This is a genomic window from Mycobacterium sp. (assembly GCF_002863225.1).
Classification (GTDB): domain Bacteria; phylum Actinomycetota; class Actinomycetes; order Mycobacteriales; family Mycobacteriaceae; genus Mycobacterium.
Map to the genome: position 1 here is coordinate 53793 of NZ_PKEK01000079.1, position 13748 is coordinate 67540.

12 protein-coding genes are annotated in these 13748 nt (G+C 67.4%); 11 read left to right on the forward strand and 1 reads right to left on the reverse strand.

All coding sequences use genetic code 11. The features are described from left to right. Positions 1–40 precede the first annotated feature (40 nt). The 11 genes from CYU59_RS23940 to CYU59_RS23990 all read left to right on the forward strand — a co-directional run bounded on the left by CYU59_RS23940 (position 41) and on the right by CYU59_RS23990 (position 12826). Positions 41–628 (forward strand): DUF177 domain-containing protein, encoded by a 588-nt coding sequence (locus CYU59_RS23940; protein ID WP_293003525.1) that lies wholly within the window; start codon positions 41–43, stop codon positions 626–628. Beyond that, complete coding sequence (rnc, locus tag CYU59_RS23945) at positions 621–1319, forward strand: ribonuclease III (protein ID WP_293003527.1); 699 nt, start codon at positions 621–623, stop codon at positions 1317–1319. Before CYU59_RS23940 ends, rnc begins: the two co-directional genes overlap by 8 nt. Next, positions 1320–2180, forward strand: coding sequence for a DNA-formamidopyrimidine glycosylase (gene mutM / locus CYU59_RS23950; protein ID WP_293003529.1), 861 nt, complete (start codon positions 1320–1322; stop codon positions 2178–2180). Between the two features lie 44 nt (positions 2181–2224). Continuing rightward, a complete protein-coding gene (locus CYU59_RS23955; RefSeq protein WP_293003531.1) occupies positions 2225–2614 on the forward strand; it encodes a TM2 domain-containing protein in 390 nt (129 codons plus the stop codon). 51 nt (positions 2615–2665) lie between these two features. Further along, entirely contained in the window at positions 2666–3079 is a 414-nt protein-coding gene (locus CYU59_RS23960; protein ID WP_293003533.1) for an OsmC family protein, read from the forward strand. Then, positions 3066–3350, forward strand: a complete 285-nt coding sequence (locus CYU59_RS23965; protein ID WP_293003535.1) for an acylphosphatase — start codon at positions 3066–3068, stop codon at positions 3348–3350. Before CYU59_RS23960 ends, CYU59_RS23965 begins: the two co-directional genes overlap by 14 nt. Positions 3351–3462: 112 nt before the next feature. Further along, positions 3463–7056: a chromosome segregation protein SMC gene (gene smc, locus CYU59_RS23970; protein WP_293003678.1), complete on the forward strand. Its 3594-nt coding sequence runs from the start codon at positions 3463–3465 to the stop codon at positions 7054–7056. Positions 7057–7068: 12 nt separating this feature from the next. Further along, on the forward strand, positions 7069–8364 hold the full coding sequence (gene ftsY / locus CYU59_RS23975; RefSeq protein WP_293003537.1) for a signal recognition particle-docking protein FtsY: 1296 nt from the start codon (positions 7069–7071) through the stop codon (positions 8362–8364). Positions 8365–8579: 215 nt separating this feature from the next. Beyond that, complete coding sequence (locus tag CYU59_RS23980) at positions 8580–9950, forward strand: ammonium transporter (protein WP_293003680.1); 1371 nt, start codon at positions 8580–8582, stop codon at positions 9948–9950. A 2-nt stretch (positions 9951–9952) separates the two neighbouring features. Next, entirely contained in the window at positions 9953–10291 is a 339-nt protein-coding gene (locus CYU59_RS23985; protein ID WP_293003539.1) for a P-II family nitrogen regulator, read from the forward strand. 96 nt (positions 10292–10387) lie between these two features. Continuing rightward, a complete protein-coding gene (locus CYU59_RS23990; protein ID WP_293003541.1) occupies positions 10388–12826 on the forward strand; it encodes a [protein-PII] uridylyltransferase in 2439 nt (812 codons plus the stop codon). Here the strand turns inward: CYU59_RS23990 and CYU59_RS23995 are convergent. Next, on the reverse strand, positions 12823–13608 hold the full coding sequence (locus CYU59_RS23995; RefSeq protein ID WP_293003543.1) for an alpha/beta hydrolase: 786 nt from the start codon (positions 13606–13608) through the stop codon (positions 12823–12825). The two genes, CYU59_RS23990 and CYU59_RS23995, sit on opposite strands and share 4 nt — an antisense overlap. Positions 13609–13748 lie beyond the last annotated feature (140 nt).

Sequence of the window (13748 nt, forward strand, 5' to 3'; positions counted from 1 at the left end):
CAGGACGGGGTCGTAGGTAAACGCCCGTAGAATTGCGGACATGGCGCGCCAGCACACCCAGGCAGCACGACCACGTTCGGATTCGCCGCTCGTCGTCAACGTCACCCGGCTGGGCCGTCGCCCCGGCGCAATGTTCCCCCTTCGCGAGACAGTGGGTAACCCCGCGCGGATCGGTTTGGGCATGGTCGGCATTGCCGCGGGTACACCGTTGGATCTTGATCTGCGGGTCGAATCGGTGTCCGAAGGTGTGCTGGTCAGCGGGACGGTGGCGGCGTCGATCACCGGCGAATGTTCGCGTTGTCTGACCTCGTTGAGTGAGCCCATCACCGTCGACGTGACCGAATTGTTCGCTTACCCGGACAGCCTCACCGAGGCCACCACGGACGAGGACGAGGTGGGGCGGGTCGTCGGCGACACCGTCGATCTGCAGCAGCCGATCATCGACGCCGTGGGTCTGGAGCTGCCGTTCTCGCCGCTGTGCCGGGACGACTGCCCGGGGCTCTGCCCGACGTGCGGTGTCGCGCTGGCCACCGCCGAGCCGGATCATCACCACGATCAGATCGACCCGCGATGGGCGAAGCTCTCCACGTTGCTGGAAACAGACAGCGACGGAATCAGTGATGAGTGATCTTCTCGACGCGCTCGAGGTCGATCTACCGGAGGCGCTGCTGACTCTGGCGCTGACACATCGCAGTTATGCCTACGAGCACGGCGGCCTGCCCACGAACGAGCGGCTGGAATTCCTCGGTGACGCGGTGCTGGGCCTGACCGTGACCGACGAGCTCTACCACCGGCACCCGGAGCGCCCGGAGAGCGACTTGGCCAAAATGCGTGCCGGCGTGGTCAATACGCAGGCGTTGGCCGATGTCGCGCGCTCGTTGACCGAGCAAGGGCTCGGTGCGCACCTTTTGCTGGGCCGCGGCGAACTGAAGTCCGGCGGCTCAGACAAATCCAGCATCCTGGCCGACAGCCTCGAATCACTGCTCGGCGCAATCTATTTGCACAGTGGCATCGAGGCCGCGCGGCGGGTCATCCTGCGGTTGTTCAGCGAATTGCTCAACGCCGGCGGGCTTTTGGACTGGAAGACCAGCCTGCAGGAGTTGACCGCTGCACGCGGCCTCGGCGCGGTGTCCTATCAGGTGACCGCGACGGGGCCCGACCACAAGCGCGAGTTCACCGCGGTGGTGGTGGTGCGGGACACCTCGTACGGGTCCGGGGTCGGCCGCACCAAAAAGGAGGCCGAGCAGAAGGCGGCCGAGCAGGCATGCCAGGCACTGAACCAGCTCGACAGTGCGGTTTCCGGGGAAACAGCCGGCTGAATGCCCGAGCTACCCGAAGTCGAGGTGGTGCGGCGCGGACTGCAGGCCCATGTGGTCGGCAAGACAATCACCGCGGTGCGAGTCCACCACCAGCGCGCCGTCCGCCGTCACGAAGCCGGGCCGGCCGACCTGACGGCGCGGCTGCTGGACGCGCGGATCACCGGAAGCGATCGGCGCGGCAAGTACCTGTGGCTCATTCTGGACGGCCCGAGTGGTGACGAGCAGGCGTTGGTCGTGCACCTCGGGATGAGCGGACAGATGCTGCTCGGGGAGGTGCCCAACGCCGGCCACCTGCGCATCGCCGCGCTCCTGGACGACGGCACCACATTGAGCTTCGTCGACCAGCGAACCTTCGGCGGCTGGCTGTTGGCCGACCTGGTCACCGTCGACGGCAGTGTTGTCCCGACACCGGTCGCGCACGTCGCGCGTGACCCGCTGGACCCACGTTTCGACGTTGACGCGGTGGTAAAGGTATTGTGGCGCAAGCATTCTGAGATCAAGCGCCAACTGCTCGACCAGACCGTGGTGTCGGGGATCGGCAACATCTACGCCGACGAGTCACTGTGGCGGGCCAAGATCAACGGCGCCCGGCTGGCCGAGAAGTTGACCCGCCCACAGCTGACTGCACTGTTGGGGGCCGCCGCCGAGGTGATGCGCGACGCGTTGGCGCAGGGTGGCACCTCGTTCGACTCGTTGTACGTCAACGTCAACGGGCAGTCCGGGTACTTCGACCGTTCGCTGAACGTCTATGGCCGAGAAGGCAAGCCTTGCAAGCGTTGTGGCGCGGTGATCCGCCGGGACAAATTCATGAACCGCTCGTCGTTCTACTGCCCTCGCTGCCAGCCCCGACCCCGAGCTTGACCGACTGTCACACGGATGCGCAGTTTTGCGTCATCATCAGGCACATGACCGATCCCGATCAACCGCACGCCTACGAATACCCGTCGACGCCGCAGGATCCCTATGCGCCCCCGTTTGGCGGGCAGCCCAACTGGCAGCCGCACTATCCGGTCGGCGGCCAACCCGGCATGCCCTATCCGCCGGGCCTTCCCTATCTGGATGCCTACGGTCAGCCGCTGTCGGACAAGAGCAAGCTCACGGCCGGCCTACTCGAGTTGTTCCTGGGTGGGTTCGGCGTCGGCCGTTTCTACCTCGGCTACACCGGGATCGGCGTCGCGCAACTTCTGGTGACCCTGGCGACCTGCGGAATCGGGGGGATCTGGCCGTTCGTCGACGCGATCATGATGTTGACGGGCAATGTCCGCGACGTGCACGGTCGTACCCTGCGCGACTGAGACCAACCGGCGCGTCGCCAACCTCGGCCGCGTGTTCGGTACAAATGAACGATGACGGATCTGTGGGTGCAGCGCACCGGAGTGCGGCGCTACACCGGCCGTAGCTCGCGGGGCGCCGAGGTGCTGATCGGCTCCGAGGATGTCGAGGGCGTGTTCACCCCGGGAGAACTCCTGAAAATCGCGCTCGCTGCCTGTAGCGGAATGTCCAGCGACGCACCGCTGGCCCGTCGACTGGGCGAGGACTACCCGGCCACCGTTCGGGTGTCCGGCGACGCGGACCGCGAGCAAGAGGTGTACCCGCTGCTCCGGGAGGCGCTCGAAGTCGACCTCTCGGGCTTGGACGACGCCGAGAAGTCGCGCCTGCTCACCGTGGTCCAGCGCGCTGTCGACCAGGTGTGCACGGTGGGGCGGACGCTGAAGGCGGGAACCAAGGTCGAGTTCCACGTTGTCGATGACCGAAAGTGACAATGCCCGGCTGACCGCCTGGGTGCACGGGCGGGTGCAGGGCGTCGGCTTTCGCTGGTGGACCCGATCCCGCGCGCTGGAGCTCGGTCTGACCGGCTACGCCGCCAACCGTCCCGACGGCCGGGTGTTCGTCGTCGCGCAGGGATCGCGTGACGCCTGTGAACAGCTGTTACGCCTGTTGCAGAGCGGAAACACGCCGGGCAGTGTCGACACCGTGGTCGCCGACTGGTCGCCGCCCGGGGAAGCGATCAGCGACTTCTCCGAGCGTTAGGCCCCTGGGACGCGTCGCGTCCCGCGTCGTCGCCCGACGGCCGCAAGTCCGGCTCTCACGTCGAACGCGCGTCGCCTTCTGCATCGTGACCGGACGGGTAGTCTGGCACGCCGTGTACCTCAAGAGTCTGACGCTCAAGGGCTTCAAGTCCTTCGCGTCGCCGACGACTCTGCGGTTCGAGCCCGGCATCACCGCGGTGGTCGGGCCGAACGGGTCCGGCAAATCCAACGTGGTCGACGCACTGGCCTGGGTGATGGGGGAGCAGGGCGCCAAAACACTGCGCGGCGGAAAGATGGAAGACGTCATCTTCGCCGGCACCTCGTCACGTGCTCCGCTGGGCCGCGCCGAGGTGACGGTCACCATCGACAACTCCGACAACGCCCTGCCGATCGAGTACTCCGAGGTCTCGATCACCCGGCGGATGTTCCGCGACGGAGCCAGCGAATACGAAATCAACGGCAGCAGTTGCCGTTTGATGGACGTCCAGGAACTGCTGAGCGACTCCGGGATCGGCCGCGAAATGCACGTCATCGTCGGGCAGGGCAAGCTCAACGAGATCCTGGAATCGCGGCCGGAAGACCGCCGGGCGTTCATCGAAGAAGCCGCCGGCGTGCTCAAGCACCGCAAGCGCAAGGAAAAAGCGGTCCGCAAGCTCGAGTCGATGTCGGCGAATCTGGCCAGGCTGACCGACCTGACCACTGAGCTGCGTCGTCAGCTCAAACCGCTCGGCCGACAAGCAGAAGTAGCCCGGCGCGCCCAGACCATTCAGGCCGATCTGCGCGATGCCCGGCTGCGGCTCGCCGCCGACGATGTGGTGACCCGGCAATCCGAGCTCAACAACACCAACCACGCCGAGGCGACGTTGCGGCGCGAGCACGACGAGGCCTCGGCCCGGATGGCGGTGGCATCCGAGGAACTGGCCGCCCACGAAGCGGCGTTGTCGGCGTTGTCCGAGCGGGCGGAGTCGGCGCAGCAAACCTGGTTCCGGTTGTCCGCCTTGGCCGAACGGGTCAGTGCGACCGTGCGCATCGCTAGCGAACGCGCCCAGCATCTCGACGTCGAGACAGCGTCGACCGGTGGCCCCGATCCCGACGAGTTGGAGGCCGAGGCCGAGCAGGTCGCCGGTGCCGAGCGGCAGCTGCTCGCCGAGCTCGACGCCACCCGTACCCGGCTCGACGCCGCCCGGGCGGAGTTGGCCGACCGGGAGCGAGACGCCACCGAGGCCGAACAGGCCCACCTGGCCGCGGTGCAGGCCGAGGCCGACCGGCGCGAGGGACTGGCCCGGCTGACCGGTCAGGTGGACACGATGCGGGCGCGTGTCGAGTCGATCGACGACGGTGTCGCCAAGCTCTCCGAACGCATCGAACACGCCGCCGCTCGCGCCCAACAAGCCAAAGCCGAGTTCGAGACCGTGCAGGGCCGGGTCGGCGAGCTGGACCAAGGTGAAGTCGGTCTCGACGAACACCACGATCGGACGGTAGCCGCCCTACGGTCGGCCGACGAGCGGGTCGCCGAGCTGCAAACCGCCGAGCGCGGTGCCGAGCGGCAGGTGGCGTCGCTGCGGGCACGTATCGATGCGCTCGCGGTGGGGCTCGAGCGTCGCGACGGCGCCGCCTGGCTGACCCAGAATCACGGCAGCGCAGGGTTTTTGGGATCGATTGCGAAGCTCGTCAGGGTGCATTCCGGCTACGAGGCGGCACTGGCGGCGGTGCTGGGATCGGCCGCAGACGCGTTGGCGGCCGAAAGCTCGACCGCGGCAACGGATGCTGTGCTCGCGCTCAAGCAAGCTGACGGTGGCCGCGCCGCCATCGTCCTGAGTGACTGGCCTGCGGAGGCCCCCGACGGCGCGGGCGTATTGCCCGACGGTGCGCGCTGGGCCCTCGACCTCGTGGAGGCACCGCCCCGGCTGCGTGGCGCGATGGTGGCCATGCTCTCTCGCGTCGCGGTCGTCAGCGGCTTGAGTGAGGCGATGAATCTCGTTGCCGCGCAGCCACATTTGCGTGCAGTCACGCGTGACGGCGATCTGGTGGGGGCCGGCTGGATCAACGGCGGATCGGACCGCAAACCCTCGACGCTGGAGATCACCTCCGAAATCGCCAAGGCGCGAGCCGAACTCGTCGCCGCAGAGACGCAGACCAGCGAGCTCGGCGCCGCACTGTCCGGTGCGGTGAGCGAACAGACCGCCCGCCAAGACTCCGCCGAGCAGGCACTGGCAGCGCTCAACGAATCCGACGCCGCGATCTCGGCGATCTACGAGCAGCTCGGGCGACTCGGTCAGGACGCCCGCGCCGCCGACGAGGAATGGCACCGCCTGATGCGTCAGCGCGAGGAACTGGAGACCGGGCGCGCCGACACCCTCGCCGAGCTCGGTGAGCTCGAAACCCGGCTCGGCAACGTCGAACAGACCCAGAGCGTCAGCGCCGAGCCCGTTGATCGTCAGCAGATTTCGGCTGCGGCCGAGGCTGCCCGCGGTGTCGAGGTCGAGGCCCGGCTGGCCGTCCGAACCGCCGAAGAGCGGGCCAATGCTGTTCGCGGAAGGGCGGATTCGCTCCGCCGTGCCGCAGTTGCCGAGCGCGAGGCGCGGGTGCGTGCACAACAGGCCCGCGCCGCGCGTCAGCACGCCGCGGCGGTGGCTGCCGCCGTGGCCGATGCCGGTCGGCGTCTGGCAGCCCGACTGAGCCAGGTGGTCGGTGCCGCCTCGCAGAACCGCGACGTGTTGGCCGCCGAGCGTCAGCAGCGTTCGGTCGCGATGGTCGCGGTCCGCGACGAGGTGCACACTCTGGGCACCCGGATCGGGGTGCTCACCGAGGCGTTGCACCGTGACGAAGTCGCCAAAGCGCAAGCGGCGCTTCGCATCGAACAGCTCGAGCAGATGGTGCTCGAACAGTTCGGCATGTCGCCCGACGTACTTGTCGCCGAGTACGGCCCACAGGTCTCGCTGCCGCCGACCGAGTTGGAAATGGCGGAGTACGAACAGGCCCGCGAACGAGGCGAGCAGGTGACTGCGCCGGCGCCGCTGCCCTTCGACCGACCCACCCAGGAGCGCCGGGCCAAACGCGCCGAACGTGAGCTCGCCGAGCTCGGCCGGGTCAACCCGTTGGCGCTGGAGGAGTTCGCCGCGTTGGAGGAACGCTTCAACTTCCTGTCCACTCAGCTCGAGGATGTCAAGGCCGCGCGCAAGGACCTGCTGGATGTGGTCGCCGATGTCGATGCCCGCATTCTGCAGGTGTTCACCGAGGCCTATGTCGACGTAGAGCGAGAGTTCCAAGGGGTTTTCGCGTCGCTCTTCCCCGGCGGTGAGGGCCGGTTGCTGCTCACCAATCCCGACGACATGCTCACCACGGGCATCGAGGTCGAGGCCCGTCCGCCCGGCAAGAAGGTCAAGCGGCTGTCGCTGCTGTCCGGTGGCGAGAAATCGCTGACCGCGGTAGCGATGCTGGTGGCCATCTTCCGGGCCCGCCCGTCGCCGTTCTACATCATGGACGAGGTCGAGGCGGCCCTCGACGACACCAACCTGCGGCGGCTGATCGGCCTGTTCGAGCTGCTGCGGGCCAAGTCCCAGCTGATCGTCATCACGCACCAAAAGCCGACCATGGAGGTCGCTGACTCGTTGTACGGGGTGACGATGCGAGACGACGGCATCACCACGGTGATCTCTCAGCGGATGCGCGGTCAGCAGGTCAACGAGCTGGTCACGACTACCTAAGCGAGGAACACTGTGCCGCAATCCCTCTGGATCGCGATAGCGGCTGTCGCCGCACTGATCGTCATCGCCGTCCTGGTATGGGGACTGGTGCGTTACCGGCGACGGCAGATCAGCCTGTCGGCGCCCGAGCAGACCGCTACCCTCGACCGCTCCGGCGGATATACGGCATCGACTGGAATCACCTTCAGCCGCACCGAAACTCCTGACATTCTCGACACCACAGGTCTGCCCACCGTCGGCGATGACGCGACCATTCCGCGCGATGCCCCGAAACGCTCCGTCTCCGATGTCCAACTGCCCCTGCCGGGTACCGCCGCGCCGACGCCCGAAGCGGAGCCGGCTGCCCAGCCGGAAGTCGCGGCGGAGGCACCTGCGGTAGAGGAGATCGCACCGACCGATGGACGGCTGGAGCGACTCCGCGGACGGCTGGCGCGGTCGCAGAATGCGTTGGGCCGAAGCCTGCTAGGACTTCTCGGCGGTGGCGATCTCGACGAAGATTCGTGGGAACAGGTCGAGGACACGCTGCTGATCGCCGACTTGGGGCCGACGGTGACCAGCTCGGTGGTCGCTCAGTTGCGCAGCCGTCTGGCCAGTCGAGACGTACACACCGAGGCCGATGCCCGGGCGGTGCTGCGCGAGGTGCTGATCGGCGAGCTCCAACCCGGTCTGGACCGCTCGGTGCGCGCACTGCCGCACGGCGATCATCCGTCGGTGCTGCTGGTGGTCGGCGTCAACGGGACCGGAAAGACAACGACGGTGGGCAAACTCGCGCGCGTGCTGGTCGCGGACGGCCGACGCGTCGTGCTGGGTGCCGCTGACACCTTCCGGGCCGCCGCCGCGGATCAGTTGCAGGCTTGGGCATCTCGGGTGGGCGCCGAGGTGGTTCGGGGCGCCGAGGGCGCCGACCCGGCCGCGGTGGCATTCGACGCGGTCGACAAGGGGATCGAGGTGGGCGCCGACGTCGTCGTGATCGACACCGCCGGCCGGCTGCACACCAAGACCGGGCTGATGGACGAGCTCGGCAAGGTCAAGCGAGTGGTCAGCCGGCGGGCGGCCGTTGACGAGGTGCTGCTGGTGCTCGATGCGACCATCGGGCAGAACGGTCTGGCGCAGGCCCGCGTGTTCGCCGACGTGGTCGAGATCACCGGCGCGGTACTGACCAAACTAGACGGCACGGCCAAGGGCGGCATTGTGTTTCGCGTCCAACAGGAGCTCGGAGTGCCGGTCAAGTTGGTCGGACTCGGCGAGGGGCCCGACGATCTGGCGCCCTTCGAACCGGCGGCCTTCGTCGACGCACTGTTGGGTTAGCAGCGGGCGACCCTCGTTGTATCCCGCCTCCGTAGGCAGCCAGAGCAGATGTAACACCGACGAAACCTGTCAGCGCCGCGATTTGTAACAACCTCTTTGCAAGGTTCTCATGCAGGCCGCAGTCACATGTCCGGCGGCTGTAGATGGCTGACCGGAGGTGATAGCGCGTGAGTTTCCCGACATTGGGCCAGCCCGACACCGGCGACACCGCTTGGATGCTGGCGAGTTCCGCACTGGTGTTGTTGATGACCCCGGGTCTTGCCTTCTTCTACGGCGGGATGGTCCGCGCCAGAAGCGTGCTCAACATGATCATGATGAGCGTCAGCGCGATGGGCGTCGTGACCGTGCTGTGGGTGCTTTACGGCTACTCGATAGCGTTCGGCGACGACAAGAACGGCCTGTTCGGTGACCCGCTGCAGTACTTCGGTCTGAAGGGGCTCATCGGGGGCAACTCCGCTGCCGCGGCGGCCGGCAAAGCCGCCACCGACATTCCGCTTGCCGGCACCCTGCCGATGACGGTGTTCGTAGCCTTCCAGCTGATGTTCGCGATCATCACCGTGGCGTTGATCTCCGGAGCGGTCTCCGACCGGCTGAAGTTCAGCGCCTGGCTGGTCTTCGCAGGTCTGTGGGCGACGATCGTCTACTTCCCGGTGGCGCACTGGGTCTTCTCGTTCGACGGCGTCACCGCCGAGCACGGCGGTTGGATCGCCAACAAGCTGAAAGCGATCGACTTCGCCGGCGGGACAGCGGTCCACATCAACTCCGGTACCGCAGGTTTGGTGCTGGCCCTCGTACTGGGCAAGCGCAAAGGCTGGCCTACGACGCTGTTCCGGCCGCACAACGTCCCGTTCGTGATGCTCGGCGCCGGTCTGCTGTGGTTCGGCTGGTACGGCTTCAACGCCGGGTCGGCCACCAGTTCCAACGGCGTGGCTGCCTCCACCTTCATCACGACCACCGTCGCCACTGCCGCGGCCATGCTGGCCTGGCTGGCAACCGAGCGCATCCGCGACGGGCACGCGACCACACTCGGCGCGGCCTCCGGGATCGTGGCCGGTCTGGTGGCCATCACTCCGTCGTGTTCGTCGGTGAACGTGCTGGGCGCGCTCGTCATCGGTGTGGTCGGCGGTGTGCTCTGCGCGCTGGCGGTCGGACTGAAATTCAAACTGGGCTTCGACGACTCTCTCGACGTGGTCGGGGTGCACCTGGTCGGTGGTCTGGCGGGCACGTTGTTGATCGGTCTGGTCGCCACACCTGAAGCTCCCGCCGCCGTCAAGGGACTGTTCTACGGCGGAGGTTGGGATCAGCTGTGGCGGCAGGCGGTAGGCGCGTTCAGCGTTCTTGCCTACTCCGCTATCGTCACTCTTATCCTGGCCTTGATACTGAAATACACGATCGGGTTGCGCCTGGATTCCGAGGGAGAAGCGACGGGAATCGACGAGTCTCAGCACGCTGAGGGCGCGTACGACTTCGCGGCGGCGGGCGGTTCCGGGTCTGTTCTTCCCCATGCCAGCCTGCCGGAGCCGGAGGGCGCCCGTGGCCATGGCTCGGAAGAGTATCGAGTGGGCGACAAAGTAGAGGCGGAGTAGAAATGAAGCTGATCACTGCGATCGTCAAACCGTTCACGCTGGAGGACATCAAGGCCAGCCTCGAGCAAATCGGGATCCTGGGGATGACGGTCAGCGAAGTCCAGGGTTACGGGCGGCAGAAGGGGCACACCGAGGTCTACCGGGGTGCCGAGTACTCCGTCGACTTCGTACCGAAGGTCCGCGTCGAGGTGCTGGTCGAGGACTTCGACGCCGACAAGGCCCTGGACGCTATCGTGCGGTCCGCCCGTACTGGCAAGATCGGTGACGGCAAAGTCTGGGTCAGCCCGGTGGAAACCGTGGTGCGGGTGCGCACCGGGGAGCGCGGAGCCGACGCGATCTGACAATCGCCAATCGCCGCGGGAGAATTCCTGCGGTGTGGCCGATCCGACCGGGGCGGGAATGAGACAGCGCGAGCACGATTCGTCAGGGCGATAGGCGTGGGGGACAAGATCTCCGGCGCGGCGAATGACCTGGCCGCTGCCCGGGAGAAGCTGTTGGCCCGCGGGCCGAGCGAACTCGACTCGGCTGCGCTGCGCGAGGCGTGGGGCGAGCTGCACGAATTCTGGTTGACCACCAAGGCTTCCGAGATCGGCATCATGCCGGCCAGCGGGTTCGCCATCGTCGCAACAGGCTCACTGGGCCGACGCGAGCTGGTGCCCTACTCAGACCTGGATCTGCTGTTGCTGCACGACGGCATGAACACCGACGCCGTCCGGGACGTCGCCGATTCGCTGTGGTATCCGTTGTGGGACGCCAACATTCGCCTTGATCACAGCGTTCGGACGGTGGCCCAGACCCTCAAGGTCGCCAGCGCCGACGTCTCGGCCTGCCTGGCCATGCTGGACACCCGCCACATCGCCGGAGACGAGGAACTGTCCGGGCGCCTGATCGAGGGTGTACGTCGTCAATGGCGAACGGGAATCCAATCGATCTTTGGTGAAATCGTCGACGAGACCCATGCGCGCTGGCGCCGCTTCGGTGAGATCGCCCACCGCGCCGAGGCCGATTTGAAGTCCGGCCGTGGCGGGCTGCGCGACATCCAATTGCTGGACGCGCTGGCCATCGCCCACCTGACCGACCGGCTGGCCGTCGGCGAGGCCGACGACCCGCTGGGCTCGCTCAACGGCGCGCACCTGACCTTGCTCAACGTCCGCACCGAGCTGCACCGGGTCTCAGGCCGAGGGCACGACCAGGTGCTTGCCCAGTTCGCCGACGAGATCAGCGCTGCGCTGCACATCGGCGACCGCTTCGACTTGTCGCGGGTGCTGTCCGATGTGGGACGGACGATCAGCTATCGCGTCGACGCCGGTCTGCGGACCGCCTCCAATGCGCTGCCACGGCGGGGGATGTCGGCGATCCGGCGGCGTCCACGCCGTCCGCTTGACGAAGGCGTGGTCGAGTACGCCGGCGAGATCGTGTTGGCCCGCGACGCCCGCCCGCAGAGTGATCCGGCGCTGCTGCTGCGGGTGGCGGCGGCGTCAGCAGTCACGGGGTTGCCGATCGCGGTGTCCACCTTGACCCGGCTGGCCGATACCGCGCCCGAGCTACCGACCCCGTGGCCGCGGGATGCGCTGGACAACCTGCTGGTCATGCTGACCGCCGGCCCGGACACCATCGCGGTGATCGAAACACTGGACCGCACCGGGTTGTGGGGCCGGCTGTTCCCGGAGTGGGGCGCCGTCCGCGACCTTCCGCCACGAGACGTGGTGCACATCTGGACCGTCGATCGTCATCTCGCCGAAACTGTCTCGCGGGCAAGGATTTTCACCACCCGGGTAGCGCGCTCGGACCTGCTGATCCTGGCTGCGCTGCTGCATGACATCGGCAAGGGCCGTGATACCGACCACTGCGTGCTCGGCGCGCAACTGGCCACCCAGATCGGCACCAGGCTGGGTATGTGGCCCACTGACATCGAGATGCTGTCCAAGCTGGTCTTCCACCACCTGCTGTTGGCCAAGGTCGCGATTCGGCAAGACCTGAACGAACCGCAGACCATCAACGGGGTCTGCGACGCGCTGGACGGCGACCCGGTCTTGCTCGATGTGTTGCATGCGCTCACCGAGGCCGACTCGTTGGCCACCGGGCCGGGCGTGTGGACCGACTGGAAGGCGTCGCTGATCGGTGACCTGGTGCGGCGCTGCAAGATGGCGATGAACGGCGAGGCCCTACCCGAAGCCGACCCGCTCGACCCCGAGTACATGGCGCTGGCCGCTGATCGCAAGGTGCACGTCGATTTGCGGCCCGGTGCCGACCGGCGGCTGCACCACGCGGTGGTGATCGCGCCGGACCAACGCGGTCTGCTGTCCAAAGCTGCCGGGGTGCTGACGCTGAATTCGCTGCGCGTGCACTCCGCGTCGATCAACGTCCAGGACGGCGTCGCGGTCAGCGAGTTCGTGGTGTCGCCTCACTTCGGCAGCCCACCCGCATCGGGTCTGTTGCGCCAGCAGCTCATCAGGGCGCTGGGCGGCCAGACCGACGTGCTGGGCACGCTGGAGCAGCGCTCGACCGACGCGAAACCCAAGCCGGTCGGTGACGCGCCGACGGCGATTCCGGTGCGACAGCCGTCTGCGCCACCGCGGATCAGGTGGTTCGAGGGCACACCCGGACGGCTGATCATCGAGATCCGGGCCAACGACCGTCCCGGTCTGCTTGCGCTGCTCACCGGTGCGCTGGAGCGCGCCGGGGTCGACATCGACTGGGCGAAGGTCACCACCCGGGGGTCGATGGTCGACGACGTGTTCTGCATCGAGCTACCCGAACGCAGCGCTGCCGCCAAGGCGACCGGCGAACCTGGCTCGAGCACCCGCTCGGCGATCGAGCATCACCTGCTGGCCGTCCTGGACGCGCCCAAGAGTCCGGAGCCCGCGGCGGTCTAACCGAGCCCTCGGTCTCGGAGCCATGCGTCGATGCGGTCGGCGACGCTTGCCCAGGCCGGTTCCTGCATCATGTTGTGCCCCATGTCCGCAAAGAACTCCGCGTCGGTCCGGTAGGCCCGTGCCGTCGCGCGCACCTCGGCGTTGGTGACCATTCCGTCGTCGGCCGCTCCCAACACCAGCACCGGGGTGCTGACCCGCTCAGTCCGCACCCGTCGGAACAGGGGATCGATCAGAGAGGCGCGAACCGGCTCGGATTGCACACGGGCAGCGCAGGTTTCGACGATCTCGTCCGGTGTGTGGGCGCTGAAGAGATGCTCGCGAACGAGCGGCTTGGTGCCGATGAAGCCGGTCAGGTTGCCGACCGGCAGCGAGCGCATGGAGACCCAGGGATGGCGGGTCCAGATCCGCGATGCCAATCCGAGCACGCCCTGCGGGGGTACCGCCGCGACCAGGACGGCCGCCGGCGGCTGGTGGCTCTCCAGGTAGCGCTGCACGACGAAACCGCCCAGCGAATGCGCGATCAGCACCGGGCTGCCGCCGACACTGTCGGCGATGGTGCGGACGTCCTCGACGTAGTCGGCAATCGAGCAGGCGTGGAAAGCCTTGCCCGCCGGACTGCCGCCGTGGCCCCGCAGGCTGATCGCCACCGCGCGGTAGCCGGCGGCGGCGAAATAGTCCACGAAGTTGTCCCAGCACGACGCGGAGTGCCACCCGCCGTGCACGAACAGCAGCGGCACCGGATGCGCGTCGTCGCAGGATCCCTTGTCGATCACCTCGAGCATGCGTCGATCATCTGCCAAGATCTGCGACGAGTGTGCGGCTAATCGCACATCCGGCGCCGAGTGCGCGTCCAGCCGCACACTCGAGCCGTCCTGGATTGCCAGACTCCTCCTCATCGCGCTGCGCGCTCTGCATCGTCGTC